Annotated in this window: 15 protein-coding genes; 6 read left to right on the top strand and 9 right to left on the bottom strand. The window is 40.2% G+C overall.

From position 1 onward, the window contains the following. Nucleotides 1-47: 47 nt before the first annotated feature. From CTT30_RS22560 to CTT30_RS22540, 5 genes are all read right to left on the bottom strand, one after another. A complete protein-coding gene (locus CTT30_RS22560) occupies nt 48-326 on the bottom strand; it encodes a hypothetical protein (RefSeq protein ID WP_252037807.1) in 279 nt (92 codons plus the stop codon). Between the two features lie 13 nt (nt 327-339). Then, nucleotides 340-648: a helix-turn-helix domain-containing protein gene (locus CTT30_RS22555; protein WP_252037805.1), complete on the bottom strand. Its 309-nt coding sequence runs from the start codon at nt 646-648 to the stop codon at nt 340-342. A 72-nt stretch (nt 649-720) separates the two neighbouring features. After that, complete coding sequence (locus tag CTT30_RS22550) at nt 721-1,059, bottom strand: type II toxin-antitoxin system RelE/ParE family toxin (RefSeq protein WP_252037803.1); 339 nt, start codon at nt 1,057-1,059, stop codon at nt 721-723. A 15-nt stretch (nt 1,060-1,074) separates the two neighbouring features. Continuing rightward, nucleotides 1,075-1,797 carry a site-specific integrase gene (locus CTT30_RS22545; protein ID WP_252037800.1) on the bottom strand — a complete coding sequence of 241 codons (723 nt, stop codon included), beginning with the start codon at nt 1,795-1,797 and terminating at the stop codon, nt 1,075-1,077. 157 nt (nt 1,798-1,954) lie between these two features. Then, nucleotides 1,955-3,202, bottom strand: coding sequence for a hypothetical protein (locus CTT30_RS22540; protein ID WP_252037799.1), 1,248 nt, complete (start codon nt 3,200-3,202; stop codon nt 1,955-1,957). A gap of 402 nt (nt 3,203-3,604) precedes the next feature. Here CTT30_RS22540 and CTT30_RS22535 point away from each other — a divergent pair, with 402 nt between their 5' ends. Beyond that, nucleotides 3,605-3,925, top strand: a complete 321-nt coding sequence (locus CTT30_RS22535; RefSeq protein ID WP_252037797.1) for a hypothetical protein — start codon at nt 3,605-3,607, stop codon at nt 3,923-3,925. A gap of 221 nt (nt 3,926-4,146) precedes the next feature. Here the strand turns inward: CTT30_RS22535 and CTT30_RS22530 are convergent, their stop codons facing one another. The 4 genes from CTT30_RS22530 to CTT30_RS22515 all read right to left on the bottom strand — a co-directional run bounded on the left by CTT30_RS22530 (nt 4,147) and on the right by CTT30_RS22515 (nt 8,666). Further along, nucleotides 4,147-5,046: a hypothetical protein gene (locus CTT30_RS22530; RefSeq protein ID WP_252037795.1), complete on the bottom strand. Its 900-nt coding sequence runs from the start codon at nt 5,044-5,046 to the stop codon at nt 4,147-4,149. Nucleotides 5,047-5,610: 564 nt separating this feature from the next. Continuing rightward, complete coding sequence (locus CTT30_RS22525) at nt 5,611-6,312, bottom strand: hypothetical protein (protein ID WP_252037794.1); 702 nt, start codon at nt 6,310-6,312, stop codon at nt 5,611-5,613. Between the two features lie 12 nt (nt 6,313-6,324). Then, nucleotides 6,325-7,491, bottom strand: coding sequence for a hypothetical protein (locus CTT30_RS22520; protein WP_252037792.1), 1,167 nt, complete (start codon nt 7,489-7,491; stop codon nt 6,325-6,327). Next, nucleotides 7,491-8,666, bottom strand: a complete 1,176-nt coding sequence (locus CTT30_RS22515; protein WP_252037790.1) for a ParA family protein — start codon at nt 8,664-8,666, stop codon at nt 7,491-7,493. Before CTT30_RS22515 ends, CTT30_RS22520 begins: the two co-directional genes overlap by 1 nt. A gap of 414 nt (nt 8,667-9,080) precedes the next feature. On the opposite strand from CTT30_RS22515, the gene CTT30_RS22510 reads away from it, so the two are divergent. The 5 genes from CTT30_RS22510 to CTT30_RS22490 all read left to right on the top strand — a co-directional run bounded on the left by CTT30_RS22510 (nt 9,081) and on the right by CTT30_RS22490 (nt 16,887). Further along, nucleotides 9,081-10,760 (top strand): PD-(D/E)XK nuclease-like domain-containing protein, encoded by a 1,680-nt coding sequence (locus tag CTT30_RS22510; RefSeq protein ID WP_252046782.1) that lies wholly within the window; start codon nt 9,081-9,083, stop codon nt 10,758-10,760. Between the two features lie 5 nt (nt 10,761-10,765). Then, a complete protein-coding gene (locus tag CTT30_RS22505) occupies nt 10,766-11,686 on the top strand; it encodes a hypothetical protein (RefSeq protein ID WP_252037787.1) in 921 nt (306 codons plus the stop codon). 115 nt (nt 11,687-11,801) lie between these two features. Next, nucleotides 11,802-13,343: a UvrD-helicase domain-containing protein gene (locus CTT30_RS22500; RefSeq protein WP_252037785.1), complete on the top strand. Its 1,542-nt coding sequence runs from the start codon at nt 11,802-11,804 to the stop codon at nt 13,341-13,343. Between the two features lie 896 nt (nt 13,344-14,239). Continuing rightward, entirely contained in the window at nt 14,240-15,943 is a 1,704-nt protein-coding gene (locus tag CTT30_RS22495) for a hypothetical protein (protein ID WP_252037783.1), read from the top strand. After that, entirely contained in the window at nt 15,898-16,887 is a 990-nt protein-coding gene (locus tag CTT30_RS22490) for a DNA replication terminus site-binding protein (protein WP_252037781.1), read from the top strand. Before CTT30_RS22495 ends, CTT30_RS22490 begins: the two co-directional genes overlap by 46 nt. Nucleotides 16,888-16,906 lie beyond the last annotated feature (19 nt).

Raw genomic sequence — 16,906 nt, 5'->3', positions numbered from 1 at the left:
TTCGTACTTCGATGACACACTCAGATGTACTATAAGTTCTCTTCCCCCTAGCGTCTGAAACGAACGTTTTTATCAAAATAGCTTGAACATGCACCGCGAGGGGCGGTGTCATTCTTACTTAACTTCTTCAGCCATTCGCCAAACGGTAGCTGTCCATTGCATATAAACATCGTGTTTTCAATAATCGAAAAATCGCCTTTCGGGTCAAAAATGGTAGGCGCATTAAGATTAACTCGACTTACCTTTACGCAATCCTCATTAATCCGAGTGCGCGTCTCTTCCCACTTCGGTTCTTTTTCCTGAATTGGTGGTATTGCTCTAAACATTTTCTTTTTCCCATTAGCCGACTTGTTGGACGGTCATTGAAAGCGTGTGATCTTGATAAACAGGCTTGAATCTAAAGCCAATTCGGTAGAGACACCCCATTAGCTTGTCAATGCTGAATTTTTCTATTTTACCGTTCATTAGATCGCTGACTCTTGGTTGAGTTAAGCCCATGACTTGAGCTGCTTCTTTCTGTTCCCAACCCTTTTCATTGATAATGTCACGCAAGGCGATCATTAAATCTGAACGTGTCTGTAACTCTGACGCTTGCTCTTTCGTGTCGCAAATGGCATCAAAAATATTGTCAAAACTTAAATCACTCATAATTCCCTCACATATCAATACTGATATATGCTCAGTATAACACCAATAAGTTGATATACAAGTACTGATATATCAACTTTCTTCGATTCGTTTTTTCATCGCCTTATAGCGTTTCTTTGCAGTGTCCATTGCTTTGCGATCCACTCCATTTGTTGTCTTAACAAACGAATGAAGTATCCAAACAGTATCACCAAATTTAGCCACGTAGACCGTTCTATAGGCAGGACGACCATTCTCAATTAACTCGACAGCCCCTACCCCTACAGAGTCAGTAATGTGCTTGAATTTACTAAACGGGGCTTTGCCTTGAGCTATAGCGTTTAAGTCATTACCGAATCGCAAGCGTATGTGGTCTGGAAAGTTGTCGAATTCTTTTTTCGACTGCTTATTAACAAATTCAAATCGCTTCATGTCCTACCGTTTCCTTTAATCTAACAGCCACTTACGCTTCTGCACGTTTCGCTTTTTGGTCTGCTCTTTGCGTTTATCTCGATTAGTAAAGTGGTTAAGTAATGGTTGATACTGGCTTAGGTTCATCATCAATGTTTGAGCAACACTCCCTTCGCCTAATCCTGATATATACGCAATATCCTTTGGGTGTATTTCTGACAGGTACATTTCAATCACGAAGCGTCTAAGGAGGCTTTTACGAGAGATCCCAACATTTTTTAGACCAGCTCTTTCGATGCAAGCATCCATGTGCAAGTTAAGTTCTTGTGACACAATGCGTTCAGTTCTCGATGTACTACCCCGACTCTGGATCTTGTAAGGTTCAAAACTCTCACTAAGAATGAACACACTGTCAGGGGCCAGACCTTGAAATGTGTCGCTTGGATGAGTGTTGAACCCACTCTTTTTCAACAAATTAATGTACTGCTCAATCAGTCGTTGAAGCTCTGGAATGATAATAATCGTTCTTGGTTTACCTTTATGAGCTATCGACTCAGGTATATCAACAAGCTCGTTTAGTGTTCCGTTCACATTAATAAATGATCGCGTTGGCAGCAAAGCTATCTCTAGCTCTCTCAGACCTGCCATGCAAGCCAAATACAAGGGCATTGCTTTCAATAGAGCGTACTCATCATTTCTTGGTGTATTTTTCGTTATCAACTGCCGAAATTCAGTCAATTCAATCGGTCTACCTTTCACATGCATGCGCCACTTATGCTTTTTGTGGCGCACATTTTACACTAAAGCTGCTCTGAGAAAAGTTAACTGCTTATAAGCTATTGAGGTAAATCAACTTTTGAGAGCAAATAGGAAACTCGCATTAATAGGGCTAATGCGAGTTACGGGGAGGTTTCACCTAAAATGATGGATTTTCGACTAGCCAACTATCGTCAGGATCATGATTGTTGTTTACTGCTATCTGATATTGACCTGTAATACTCGAAACTGCCCGTTGAAGCGCATATTCATAATAATCACCAAATTGATTCGACGGGAGATACGCACCAATTTGCTCTGGCGTTCTAATGTAATGACTCAAGGCAAAATCGACGAAACTTGAATCACTACGAGGCGTCAACTTCACCTGAATCGGTGTAGATATCCCTTTAATGAAAAAAACATACCCATAGCTAGTTGATTGATAATCTGTAATGCCATTTTTCTCGAAAACAGCTTCAACAGTCCACCCCTCACCTGACGATACTGATTTATCGCCATGCATGAGTACCTTGTTTGGATTCATTAGAACATACAGCAAGTGTTTATCTTCCTCGCTACTCATATCGTCATAGAGTTTGTGTAATGAATAGCTAGCATGAGCTTGTGTGTGATACGTAAGGAATGAATGATTTTTTAAGCGATCAGCTACATGTACTCGACCAGAAAGATTGAACTGTAGCAGCCATTCTTTGAATACCATCCAATCGTTTAGGATATCCATTGGGATGTCGCTTGCGCCCCATACATCGAATGATACCCGTATCTTCCAGTGGTCGTTTCTTTTAGATTTAGGTTGAACTTTGATTACTTCAACATCGGAGCGCTGGCTATCAATCGCAAACCTTTTCACCATATCGTGAGAAATGAAAGCATCAAATACGTTTTTGGGCAGTTCCGAGTAATCAAACGTCAATACAGGTACATGATTTTTGCGGGTTACACTTGCGTTTATTTCATCTCTAAGCTTACTCATTGAACCCGTCATGTATGGTGTAGCTTCATCCATATGCACTGGAAACCTAAATGATGGGTTGAAATTTGATTGAATGGCTTCACGTTCACGCATAATTGAAGCTGCTTCTTGTATTGCTCCTAGCTCTAGAGTAGGTAGTTTTTGGGCAAAGTGATTAATAATGGCTGAACGAATTACGTCTTGATTAAAGAGCATTAATGGCTGATTACAGTCAGCTTGTTTACGAAATCCAGTGAGCTTGAGTAAGTCGGTATGCCCTTTATAACCAAGTGATTGGGCTAGATAATCGTTGCGCTTAAAAGAGCTGAGTGTTTTTGTATCTGATTGTTGTGCGATTAGTTCAGCAAATGATTTTGCTTTTTCTTTGAAGCTATTCGTTTGAGATGGGTAGATCGGGTGCGGTGTTTTCATACGTTAATCCTTTCACTTTGGCTTTTAATTGCTGCATACGTCCACCTCGCGCAAGCGCAGCCCTAAAGATTCAGGTTAACTGGTTGCAACTACACGTTTTGGCAGCGGTGGATGCCGAGGACAACGATAAACCTCATGGAATCAATTTATCGAGGTTTGAGGATAAGTTCAATATAAAATTGGATTAGATTTGCTTATATCTGCTTGTAGAGTAGTTTGGAGTGCATAGGAAACTCACGCTGGTGGTCTTTCAGTAAAAGTTACCCCGTCTTGCCCCGCATCTGAACAATTTGATGCTGCGCTAGCTGTTCATAGGTTCAAGAAGAAAGATCACATTCTTGTTGACGTAAACGTTGACGATTTGTAGCTTGATAGTGGCGAAAGAGTGTAACGGGGGGAATAGTGGCGTTAGATAATACGATGACAGTGTTGAAAATAGTGTTGGTGGTCATTTCTTTGCTTTCGATTAGAAAATTAGGGAGTGCTAAAAGGAACAAGTATTTAGTATTCTATTTGTTTGGTATCGCACTCTTTATGACTGGAATGGAAATGATAACTAATTCTGCAACACCGTGGAGTTTTCTATTTTTTGAAGCACAACCTTCAGACTGGAATAATGCGGCACTTGGTGGTGTTGGAATGCTTGCATTGCCAGTCATATTGTATGGTTTAGTTGGTAAAGATATCCAGAAACTGCTTGGCGCTAGAAAAGATGATGCTTAGATACTGCGCACATTGCAATTATCCGTTAGATGACCACACACTTTTCGTAGAGGCTGATTCTCATCTTGCTGCGTCAAACAAAATTAAAGCTGCGGTAGCGATAATAAGCGATTGCAATCCAGATGATGTTGAAATACCTAGCTAACGAGTTGTCATCTCACCGCGCGAAAGTAGCTACAAAAAAGGAGCCTTTCGGCTCCTTTAAGATTTATGCAACAGAATCATAGTTGAGGGTCATCAACAGACAAGTTCCTGTCATGCCCTTCAATAGCTCTATAGCGTTCCAAGTGCTCTTGTACGCCTCTATTTAATAGAGGGCTGCTCATGTCTAAACCTTCCCTGTTAAACAACGTCTGAAGTGCTTCAGATGAGCTTGGAACAGACACAATCGAATCTTCCGCCTGAACTATGTCATTTAGTTCTGAAAGTCCCTTCTGAAGCGATACAAACTCATCAGGAAGATTTATACCGTTTTGTTCTGCATCGAGACGAATCACTTCTAGAGAGCTAAGGTTGATACTAGAGTCGCTCAAAGCTCCCATGTAACGCTCAGCAAAATTACCAGTAGCCCCCTGGATCACACTCGACTTCAATTCATTAATAGCAACCAACCTTGCTGGCAAGCTTTGCTGTACTTCCATCTGGTGAGATATGGGCTCTACAATATGCTTGTCAACGTACTTACTCACCTCTTCTATAAGCGGCTCATCAGAAGTTCGATGCATTAGATAGTCAGTCAGCATTGCTGCTATCTTTCCATTAACCGAAGCGGAAAAATCCCAGTTAGCCTGTGCGCTAACCTGCGCTATATCCTGGCTACCAAAATTAGAAATCTCGCTTCTCATTGTAGCCATTGAGCTGGTGGCCACGTCTTTTATTCTGTCTGGTGATACACCACTGTCATTAAGATGCTTACTGTTAAACAAGCTAGCAGTGAAATTATCTGGATCACCTTTCATTAAATTGACCAAAGACTCGGCCATCTCCATGCTACTCGCATTTGGAGAAGAAGAAATCAACCGGTCACGAATTAACAGCCTCGCTTCCTGGTCTATGAATTGGTCATAGCGTCCAGCAAAGAAGCTGTTCTGATTAATCTGATTTTTGTTGGGGTTTACCATCAACACCTCAAATAAGGTAGTTACAACAAACTACGATCCATCAAACGCCAAATTAGCTGTCAGAAATCCAACCTGACTACTACAGAGCGATAACCATCGAGCAATAGTGATACATATGTATAAATTATAGATTACTTCATTATGAAATAACGGCTCAATTTAAAAAATTGATCAACTATGGAACATCGATCAAATCTCACCAATGAGACAGCCATGAAACATATAAGTTTCGTTATATGAAGGAAGTGATTATGAGAACTGCGTCTAGTTGCGTACGTTCTTATAGAAATCAACCACTCTAATTAACACATCACTCGATTCGGAAGATATCCTGAAGTGGATCGCATTTTCATGCAACGGAATTTAACGGGGCTATGAAGGAAGATCAAATCAAAAAATCAAAAACACAGGGATTTATAAAGGCGAGATTATGAATAAACATTAATAAACAAAATTAAAATAGTAGTTTATGTTTTATATATCAAAAAAGGCGCTAAAAACATCTAATTTCAAGCACCTTTACAACTGGAAATACCATTCATAGTGACGGGGACCGACCAGTATCTATGTATCCACAAACAACGACTCCGTCAACAAATACAACCCCTCTACTTCGTGTTGGCTCACTAGTCTCTCAATAATTTCCTTCACAAGAAGGTAAAAAGATTTGGTAGTTCGATGCTCCAGAGGAGCGTTTTTCCAAAATCCATCATTGTAAGATTTGAGTAGTGGCCAAGAAAAGTTTAAGTGGTCGTGACCGTTAAGGTATTCCCGATACAGCTCCTCAGCATCGAAAGAAAGAACCGGCAACAATTTTGCTCTCAGGTACAAAGTGAGCTCCAACCAAGCTTTATTGTGCGGACGTTTACCATAGTCACTATCAACAACAAACAGTGCTAAATGAGCGACTTCATGTGCGATCAACGCGCAAAGCGCTCCTCGATAGCACATATAGCTATCGGGTATTTTTTTACGTGCACTGGCGGTGGTTTCACTGTAATAAAACTGCCCTCCCCTCTCATATCGAAACAACTCATGAAGAGCTAGTCTCATGTGGATTGAGGAGCCGCAAACGACAACCTCACTCTCACTAGAACCATTCCACGCCAATTCAACTTCAAATCCAAATGGATCAAACAAATGCTCAAAATCGAATTCGCTGAAATAGTTTGAAGCTACTTTGATTGCCACTTGGACCATCAGCGTAGCTTCAGTCTGAACTCGCTCTTGAAAGCCAGACTTATTGGCACTTAGGTTTTTTAGCAAAACAACCTCAATCTAAGAATCTGAGCTCAACATTCCTTGTAAAGCTTTCATTAATTCCTTAACGCTTGTAGTGTTTAGATCATTAATTGTGATATTCACTTCATTCGTTTTGCTAGAGCGAGAAATGCTACCATAGTCATATGGAATACTGCTATCCTTCGAATCTTCATCTTTAGGGCGACTTTCCGTAATGACTTTGAACAGCTTCTCTATGGCCTTTTTGTTAGCTGTATCAGGATTTGTATTCAAATCTAAGGATTTATTGAACTCCTTTAGCACTGTTATGCACTTAGCTAAAAGTTTGCCATCATTTAACTCCCCACCCTCTCCAAATAACGGAATTAGCTTCGATATTAGTGGACGCCCCAGTGTTGTGGGACTAGGCAGAGCAATCAATAGCTCATCTGGAATAGCTTTAGACTTCAGGTATGCTGATAGCAGCATCTTATGAATACCAAGCTTCTTTGCTAAAGCGCGTTCTGAGAGCTCAGGTTCACTACTCAATTGTTGCTGGTGCTGGAGACTGTTAACCTTTGATATGTACATCTCTCGGCGATCCAAAAAGCCATTTGTTAAATGGTCATTGTTCTTATCCGAAGCTAACTGAGCATGGAAATGTGTAATTGATTCTTTAGTCACATACACTTTTAACGGACATTGCCCCATGGCACCAAAGCGGCGGCGAAGGCCATCAAAAATTGCAAACTGTTCCTTCTTCTTGTCCCATGTTGCTAGGGTTGGTGTTGTATTAACATAGACCTCTTTATTTTCCTTTCCATTTGGGTCTGTAAGCTTAAGCATTTCTTTACACTTCTGTTTATCAAAATCGGAGAAGTACTTTAGAACCCTAATGTTCGCTGCGTGAAGACAAGTTTTTTCTTCAATCTCATCAGGCGGGATTTCATGCAATTCGAATGGGATCATGCGGAAATCACGTCCTAATGGAAGGTGGATAGTTTGAGCCCCAGATTTTACTTCTTTTTCAAATATCGCTTTTTGGTCTGGAGTCAATTGGGCTACAACATCGTCAAACGACATGCCTGTTTTTTCTGCGGCATTTATGGCGTTTGAGAGTCGGTCCGCTATAACTTTAACTTCGCTAACCGCGTTTCGTCTTACAGTCGACTCATCCAGCTCTACGCCGAGGTTGTTTGTTTTATTTATACCTCTTTTGGCCATTATAATCCCTCCCTACTTGACCAAGCGTTCAAAATATCATGATGCAACTCGGACACCACATTCCCCGCATTTGTCTGCGCTCGTTGAAAAGACTTCTTGGTCATTGGATATTGACTCGCAGACATCTCGAATAGAGTGGAATTTAGGTTGTTACAAACCTTAACTGCTTCACTTGAGAAGAATTGTGCACCATATGTGTATGAACCAAACTGCGTTAAAAACTTATTTTTTATGTCAAGTTCTGAGTTTGAATTTTCATCATAGTTGGTTGCTTGTATTTTTACGAAGTCATAACCAGGGTGGCCAAGATCAGCCATCATCTGCCAGAGATCTGGAATAAAGTTGAAGTAGCTGCATGTAGCTTCGACATCAACCTCATTGAATTGGACTGGTATCACTACAGCTGTTGCGGCGAAGTACGCATTGAGCGTTACAAAACCACTAGAAGGAGGAGTGTCGATGATTATGATGTCAAACTCATCGGAAACTGTATCGATGATGTGCTTCAAGCGTCTGTAAGGGTCTTCTCTATTGCCGCTATTAAGTTGCTGGTGGAACTTAAACTCGTAAGAACGGTGTAACTGCGATGCGGGTAGGATTCTCAAATTAGGAATAGATGTGGGTAAAAAACAACTAGAGAAAAACTCCTTTTCTGTTTCCCCTTCATCTAATTCATACTCACCTATAATTAGCTCACCAGCAGAAACATGCTCGTCACTCTCCAAGTTGTCTAACCAAAATGATGACGCATTGTGTTGAGCATCCAAATCAATAAAGCCAATGCGATATTCTTGGTGATACTCAAGAGCTAATCCAGTTGCACTAGTTGTCGCATGTGTAGATTTGCCTACGCCACCCTTCTGATTTTGTACTGCAATTACCTGACAATGCTGGTTTTCTTTACGCTCAAATTTTAGCGCAACACGTAGATTTTGTGGAAGAGCATCTCTGATATCACACATCTGAGTTAAGGTTAAATTTTTGATGTCCGCTATACCACACGCTTCCAAGGCATATTTCTTCGTTGTCCGTGGGTCCAATCCGAAAAATGCGTGAACTTCTTTGTTTTGATACGAACGTTCCTCTTTCTCAATACGATTTCTCGACCGCGCTAGATATTCACGTCCTTTATCTTGAAGGTTTGCAAAAAGGGTTGCCGTCTGCTGCTGGTCCATTTGAAGCTCCTTTATGAAATACAAAATAACAATGCTGCTAAAAGTGTTGCAATGCAGTAAAAATAACTGAATGCAGAAAAAAATCAAGCAAATACGAAAAAACACAGCATAAATTTGCAAACCTTTCGAATGTGCGCTAAATTAATAATGTCAGTTAACCATGAGGAATTCACTATGAACTCTGTTTCCACGAACGCCAACATCAATAGAATATCAGCAGCTTCTATTCATACCCACTTTGAAGTCGCACCGATTCTCAGTACTCCAACGGGTTGTATTATCCCGTTGTCAGACCAGGAATATCGAAAAATCAAAGCGCACTCTAAGAGCTCATTAAGCCCCGTATTTAAAAGTGGAACTGACTATAAATTCTTTACTGTAGATAAGCGCGGCGAAAGGAAAACCAACTCAGGTATGGAAGACGGTAGCCTGCTCCACTGCATGCTTTTGGAAGAAGCTTCATTTAGCCAAAAATACGTCATCAGTAAAGATTACGATGCTATACATAAAGACAATCCACTTTACTTCTCTGATGTAGACAAGCTAAAGAGCTTCGTAACACAACATAATAAAGTTTACTCAGAACTTAAAAAAAAGCTGGTGGAATCAATCAAGGAGTTCAACGAGGAATCAAAACAAGAACATAAAAAAATAACCACCTACGAACAATTACCACCAAAAGCAAGAACAGCTAAAGCATCAAAGGCAGCAACGCATCGTCTGTTTGCAAAAGTAATGGACGAACTACTCATTGAAGTAGATGCTAGCTCCTCAGAAAGCCAGCAAGTCAAACAAATCGAAGTGCTTGTTAGCACATTTGAGCAAGAGATCAGTCTCGCTATTTCTGATATGAAAGCTTTTAGTGAGTCCTCTACCCTCCAGAAAGTTGCTGCCGTTAATTCTTTAGTTGGAACTCTTCGCAGTATATTTGCCGCAAAAAATGATGAAGATAAATTGAAATGCGTTCCAACCGAGTGGTATTACGCCGAAATTTCTGAATCAGCCAAGGCGAAGGCCATATCAAGTTACAACCGTTCACAAGCCAATGGTGTAAAAAAGGAGCTTCTTAATGACAAAGCGTCTCCTCAAGAAATGATTGAGCAACTAAAGAGAGAATGTTCGCCTGTTATCTCAAAACTAAACGATTCTTACGGCCAAAATCTGAATTTCTATTGCAGTAAGATCGTTACAGTCGGCGGTAAGAAAACCTGTGATTCCACTTATAGCTGTCGTGAAGTTCTTGCTGATATCAAGCGTGTCTATAATGGCGCTCCGGTATTACGTAACGAGCTCATTGATGAAGAGGAACGCATCGCCGGACTCAATAACCAAACACTAATTTCCCAAGAACAATACGACCATGCGAAGAGAATTGTCGATGCAGCTCTTAATCACCCAAAGGCGGGACCAATATTAAGAGCGCCAGGTAATCAGTATGAAGTGGCAATGTTTTGGAATGAAATCATACAACATGATGCTCTATCAGAACTGCCTGATACAGAAACTCAATCACTCAACAATGATCCACGAAAGAGGCAAGTTCTCTGTAAAGCTAAAGCAGATATTCTTAATTTATCGATGAACTTCATATCTGACACTAAGTTCATGTCGACTATCGAGTTTGATGCGATGGAAAGAGATGCAGGAAAATTCACGTACCACGTTCAAGCTTCTTTCTATAAAAACGGATTCAATCAAATAGTAAAGTCCTTACCTGATGGCCCCGAAGAGTTGACCGAATTCGCTCTGATTCTAATTGAGAAAGACGCGAAAAAACTAGGCGATGATGAAATCAAACCTACTCGTATCAGAGTCGCTAAATATAAAGTGCATCATCTAGAAAGAGCTAGTCGAATGACAGAGTACGCTTTAGTGCTAACTGAGGTTTGGAACTCTACTGGCAATTATGATGGATTTGAAGATGTCGACGATATTGATGTGCCAGCCTATCAAGTTAAAGCAGAAGAAAGATGGATTGCAAACGCCAATCAAAGACTGACGAAGTCAAATCTGACTGACACTCCTGTTTTGCAGAAAAACGATGGTATTGATGATCTTATGCCTGATTTCGACTTGATTGCGAACGCAAGGTAACCGATATGACTACTAAGCCAAACTCAGAGTTATATCACAGCCATATACTCAGTATTGCTGAGTTATATGTAGATTCAGTGATTACAAATGTAAGCTTTAGGGGTGATTTGGCAACCGTATATGCCCTCATTATTAAAGGTCGCGCATGGGGGATTCAACCTGACTATATGGTAAGCAACTCATTCATCGATACGTACGGAAAGCTCGACCATACAGGTTCTATCTATCGCATGGCTATCTATAATAATTGCGAGGTCAAAGATGTACAACTCACTGAAGAAGGACCATGGAGCAAGGTACACAATTGCTTTAAAAAGGAGGTAGTCCACCACACAAGTGAAACAAACTTTGTTCCTCTGTGGGAACGCGACATTGAGTCTAGCTTAGGTCTTACAATTCAAGTTGATTTTAACGATCCAAACCGAAAGCCAATGATTAAGACAATGTTCTTGTCCGAAATCGACATCTCTCGCAGGTCAGAAGATTCGACTTGGGTTACAGGTCCCAAAAGACGGTTGGAGAATCTCATGTATAGAGATTTAGCACATCACCAATTTTTCGAACTTGTACACTCTTATGAGCTAGAGGGCTCCATACTCGATACACGTAGAAGTGAAGATGTTACGGTTTCAACAGTAGAAAACGCAGACATCAATGAAGATTGCATCTCTCAACAAGTTGATAACCCCACCTCTACTGACTGGATAAAACAAGCTGTAGATTTACAAACAAATGCGATTAATGCACAGCTGCAAGGTGATGTTAGCGGTTTAACAGAAGCCAAACACAAGCTAGTTCAGCTAGTGTCAAACATGAGCAACGTTTCGGAGTCAGAAGTGAACACTATAAGAAAGATATACAACGAAACCAAAAATATTGTCATTGAGGGCGACCAAGGCTTGCTTAGTTCAATACCATCACATTAATACCAGAGGTGGGCACAGTGTGCCCAGCTGAAACTTATCACTAGTGGGCACACTGTGCCCAGTTACAATTTATCGTGAATGGGCACAGTGTGCCCACTCAAAAAAGGTACTCGTAATGAAATTTAAAGGGTTTGAACTAACAGAAGAACAACTAAAAGTCTTGAGCTCAGCCAAACAACTCAAGCCAGGCATTCCCCTAATAATAGATGCTGGTGCTGGTGCCACCAAGACATTCACATCCAATGCAGTTGCATCGAAAGTTTTCATGGAAAAAAACATCCTTGTTCTAGCATACAACTCTATTATTGTCGAAGAGATGAAGGAAGAATTTCCAGATAACTGCACTGTGCTGACAGCACATTCTTTTGCGAAAAAGCACATCAAACCATTCAAGGAAGAGCGGCTAAATACGCCTGTTACAATAAAATTAGTAGATAGTGAATTAAAGCTACCAGAGCAAATAGAAGGAGTGTCTAAACAATCATTCGCTTCAATCATATTAAAAGCTATCAACAAATACTGCGTTTCGGACAGCTCTTCAATTGATGAGTTTGTTGCCGCTAACTTGTCCCGTTTCCTAAAACCAAACCAATTGGCAGCGAAAGATAGTCTGATTACGTACACAAAAAAACTGTGGACATCGATGACGGATAGAGCATCTCGCTTTCCGACAACTCATGATGTCTATTTGAAGGAATTCGTACTAGATCTAGAGATGGGAAAAATACAACTAGATTATGATGTTGTCATCCTAGATGAAGGACAAGATACGACACCTGTCGTTAGACGGATGTTAGAGTTACTACATGCAATCGTTCTAATAGTTGGAGATAAGTACCAAGCAATATACGAGTGGCGTGATGCAGTGAATGTGATGGAGGGTTATATAGGAAATGGTAATCCAGTAAATCGTTTAACGACTTGTTATCGATTTGGACCAGAAGTGGCTGAGTTGGCTAACATGCTAATCAATGAATATTACGGCGTTAATCCCGAGTTCTCTGGAAACCCTAACAAGTCAACCGAAATAATAGTTCGAGAACCTACATCTCGACCAGCGCAATCACTGATGTTATTTCGCACTAATTCAGAATTAATGTCATCCTTGATAAATAAATATGAACAAGGTTATTCATGTTGCATTCTAAAGAAACCACAAGAATATGTTAGCCTCATTGATGATGCTCAGCGGCTATACAGCGGTCAAAAACTACTAAAAGGACCATTGCGACTGTTTAATGATTGGACTGAGTTTAGTGAGCATGCACGCTCGGAAAGCGGAGGAGAGTTCAAAGCATTCTACGACAATATCGAGAAATACGGCTTTGCCCAAATTCGAAGTGTCGTAATGAAGAGCAGCGGCGCAGCGAAGGAAAATGCAGACTTCGTTTTCGCCACCGCACACGCTACAAAAGGAATTGAACACAATAGTGTGGTGATAGGTCCAGATTTTGATGTATTTCTTAATAGAGCTGAAGGAAGTACGAAAAAACAAGAAGTGAACCTATTATATGTTGCGTTAACACGTGCAAAATTAAACTTAGACATTTCACAATGTTACACTTTGCAAAGTCTATTAAATAGGCCATCCAACAAACTATTATCCATGAATAAAATGAGAAAGAAACGTGAAGCTGCTAGCGCACTATTCGGCTAATTAATTTCCAATGTCAATTCACATAGAGAATCATAGAACACGCTCAACGAGAACTCTCTATTGTTGAAATTGACTACGCTAGAAGTACAAAGAAAAGTCGAAGTAGTTATGTGTAAATAATGCGTTTTTCGTAAACGTTACTACGTCACGTTTTAAGCGCACCTATGGATAACAGATAGTTGAAAGTAGTAAAGATGGAGACTCACAAATAAGTTTGGTCTAACATCGTCGGAATCATAAAGGTGTTAGAATCGAATAGTATGAGTGTCGTGGAAGATAGTTAGGAGAACTTACAGCATGGCAATACAAAAAAGTACAGCAAATAAACTGATTACATTGCTACTCTTCATTATTATCGCATTGATGGGATTGGCTCTCTACTTTGGAAATTCACCACAACATGTCTTTGCTTTCGCAGTAACACCTCTACAACGCCTTCACAGTGACGTGTATTGGTTGTCAATATCAGATTGGATAGAAAGAGTAGGAACCTGGTCACTACTAACGTATCTGTTTTTTGGAAGCTTGACTTTATACACTATGATCAAAGCGATTGTAATAGTGCGATATTTTGACATCGACGACAATCAATATGCAAAGAGGCTAGCCTGCTTAGTAACAGGGAGTGTCCTGGCTGCGCTAGGCCCATATAGGTCGACTCAAGCTTTCAATCACACGAAAGATAGAGACACCATTAATGAAATGTCTAACATTAGAATACGTACGCTAAAGTTACTCAGCCCCAGCAATACTACAGCAACAAAAATTGGGTTACTGATATCTTCTGATACACATGGACTAAGTTCAATATCAGATCAATCAGCTACATACATATTGTCAGTAATGAAGCACAAGAGCCTATTACCAAACCAAAATAACAAAACCATAGGTTAACAATGAAAATTTTAAAATACACTCCACCCGAACAAACTCATAAGAAGGACTGCTACTTTTATATGGCCACTGCTGGGAAGCATCCAAATGCTTCTGAAAAGGGAGTGATGTTCAGCAATGTTAAGTTTTCAAATATCCAAACATATAACAGAAGAAAAGAAGTGTATGAGTTCTTGGGAAGCGACCCAAGCAACATAACTATCTTCAGAATAGACCAGACTGGGGTAGAAGACTGGGTAGAGGTGACTGCGCGAGAGAATGATTACTGCGTCGGCTTTTTGAACGAAATTGTCGAGTTAGTCAATCAGCTAGTTCCTAAATTGCTAAACAGTGAGCTTTGGAGAGAAGCTGTACAGCATGTATATGGCGTAAATACCTACACATTTCGCTATCTAAATTCGCCATTTACAAACAACGTAGTAAACGGTGAGAAATATCGTGAAATAAGATTCGAGCATGTTGGATTGGTAAATATTAAGCATCTTGTTCGTCGAATACATGATGCAAACTTTCAGGTGGAAACGATCACTCTACAAGAAGCAAAGGCAATAGGGTTTACTCCTACCATGACAAATGGGAGAACTGAGTACGCAATTGAAACCCAATCGAAGGCATTTGCGAAAATATCCTTTGATGGTAGAAAACCAATCATCTGTCTAAACAAAGGACTAGCACAAGTAAATAATCCAATGTGGAGAGTTAAGAAGTGCGGAGAAGGGGAGTGGCACTACTTTTATGCTGTCAATTTGGGTTCTACAACCGCATTTGGCGAAGTACTTAAGAGGCTAGATATAGCACCAATCGCAAACCTAATAAATGATGCGCAGTACCCCTCACTTAAAGAACTATTTGGAAACAAGTATAGCTACCCCGAAGTAGAGGCGATCATTGACCAGCTAGAGATTGAAGTCCTTTCAATTGAAGGCGAGTGGGAAGCAATTGATGCAATATCGCATCAGCAATCTAGTACCTCGTTATCTCGTAACGATTTCAGCTCTTCCTCAATGGCTAAGATGAAAAAGAGTATAGAGGAGCACTATGGCTACCCAAGCTTATATACATTAATTTGTGCCCCAATTAGCCACTTAGCAAGATTGGCACGTACAGCAAAAGAGTTTGATGTATTTATGCATTGGTGCGAAAAGGTATCTCCTGAATTTATCACAAATACAATCAACAAACCTAAAAGGGTAGGGGCCGCTTCTCGTGCTAAAAGCTATGAGATCATAGGATATGAACAAACCACAAATGGAATTAGTGACGCACAAAAGTTATTCCGCCAAGAGATGGCTATTGAATCATTTGTACAACAATGGAATAAACTACATGAGTTGTTGAACGTCGATGCTCCCAGCATGAACATTTCAGCCTTTCATAACGCCAGTAACCGAAGAAGATCATTCTATATCAAGCCGGAAGAAAGCGGCGTGTTTGTCGAAGCAAATAGTGGCTTTATCATAAACCTTGTAGATGATGAGGAAGATAAAAAAGGGAACAAAACAATTCATTATGTAAATCCCAAACTCTCTATTGATGCAAGATTCAACATGAGAGACTTCCTTCTGCTGCAAGCGGCTGAAGTACTAGCCGACTATATTTCGAACAATATCGATTTATACAGCAATGCGATATCAAAGATACTGGATAGGAATACATCACAATGGAAAAGCCAAACTGCACAGTCCATAGTGAATCTACTGGTATAACACCAGATTCAATCTATGAATGCATTTGTTTAATCGAATCAAAGACAGAAGAGTTAATAAAACTACTCTCTGAATGTGATACACATCACTGTGAAATTGCGATTCCACCCAAAGCTTTTGTTGACGAAGATGGCCATGATTCTGTTTATGAGGAAATCAGTAGCATTGAATTGGATAGGCTTATTGGAAATGATGCCACTGAAGCGTATTTGAATCATTTACGGTTCCAGCAACGGCATGAGAGCGCACCAGCTCCAGGGCTCCAAATATCTCAAATAGCAGCAAGAAGGATGATAGGTCTCATTCATTTAAAGCCAATGAATGAGGATGCAAAGACGCAAATTGAAAATCTGATTGACTGTATAAATGACTTGAAAAGCCACGTTAAGAAGGCGTTGTCAGACTATTACCCGAATAGCATGGCTAGAACTCGAAAATTCTATAAGAAGTATGTCCCTGACATCCTTCCAAAGAGCATAACGCGACTTATCCGCTTTTCTAAAGAAACTGTTACGAGGGTGCATTTTTCATGGCTTGCTAATGGATATAGCCAAGAGAAATATTCTTATGAGGAAGTGAAAACAATTATAGAGGACACTAACCTCAAGTTATCAAAAGAAATTGGAATGGATTATGCCGAACTATGTGAAAAGGACTTCGCCAAGCTAAAACCAGGTGAAATTTACTATCGTTTTCTACCAGGGAAAATTAACCCTAGGCACAGGCTGACGATAAGGGAAGGGGGGGCAAATATCAGAAAACTCCCTGTCAGGTCAGTGGTTCCTCTCCTATTACTACAGAATGAACCGTTACTAGACTATACGCCGATAGCAGATGTGCGTTCAATATCTGAACTTCAACCAAACAGAAATAGGAAACGTGTTGAAAGAATACCTGTAATAGAAAAGCTAGGGTTCTATAAAAATGGAAGCGCTAAACAATAGCGCTCCATAGTTTTGATAT

The sequence above is a fragment of the Vibrio coralliilyticus genome (assembly GCF_024449095.1).
Classification (GTDB): Bacteria; Pseudomonadota; Gammaproteobacteria; order Enterobacterales; family Vibrionaceae; genus Vibrio; species Vibrio coralliilyticus_A.
The sequence above is the reverse complement of the archived record's forward strand: the minus strand, read 5'-3'. Positions and strand labels throughout refer to the sequence as shown.

Excerpts from the sequence above, each read along its gene's own strand:
- CTT30_RS22560 (WP_252037807.1), bottom strand. The coding sequence starts at position 326 with ATGTTTAGAGCAATACCACCAATTCAGGAAAAAGAACCGAAGTGGGAA.
- CTT30_RS22555 (WP_252037805.1), bottom strand. The coding sequence starts at position 648 with ATGAGTGATTTAAGTTTTGACAATATTTTTGATGCCATTTGCGACACG.
- CTT30_RS22550 (WP_252037803.1), bottom strand. The coding sequence starts at position 1,059 with ATGAAGCGATTTGAATTTGTTAATAAGCAGTCGAAAAAAGAATTCGAC.
- CTT30_RS22540 (WP_252037799.1), bottom strand. The coding sequence starts at position 3,202 with ATGAAAACACCGCACCCGATCTACCCATCTCAAACGAATAGCTTCAAA.
- CTT30_RS22530 (WP_252037795.1), bottom strand. The coding sequence starts at position 5,046 with ATGGTAAACCCCAACAAAAATCAGATTAATCAGAACAGCTTCTTTGCT.
- CTT30_RS22520 (WP_252037792.1), bottom strand. The coding sequence starts at position 7,491 with ATGGCCAAAAGAGGTATAAATAAAACAAACAACCTCGGCGTAGAGCTG.
- CTT30_RS22515 (WP_252037790.1), bottom strand. The coding sequence starts at position 8,666 with ATGGACCAGCAGCAGACGGCAACCCTTTTTGCAAACCTTCAAGATAAA.
- CTT30_RS22510 (WP_252046782.1), top strand. The coding sequence starts at position 9,081 with ATGGAAGACGGTAGCCTGCTCCACTGCATGCTTTTGGAAGAAGCTTCA.
- CTT30_RS22505 (WP_252037787.1), top strand. The coding sequence starts at position 10,766 with ATGACTACTAAGCCAAACTCAGAGTTATATCACAGCCATATACTCAGT.
- CTT30_RS22500 (WP_252037785.1), top strand. The coding sequence starts at position 11,802 with ATGAAATTTAAAGGGTTTGAACTAACAGAAGAACAACTAAAAGTCTTG.
- CTT30_RS22495 (WP_252037783.1), top strand. The coding sequence starts at position 14,240 with ATGAAAATTTTAAAATACACTCCACCCGAACAAACTCATAAGAAGGAC.
- CTT30_RS22490 (WP_252037781.1), top strand. The coding sequence starts at position 15,898 with ATGGAAAAGCCAAACTGCACAGTCCATAGTGAATCTACTGGTATAACA.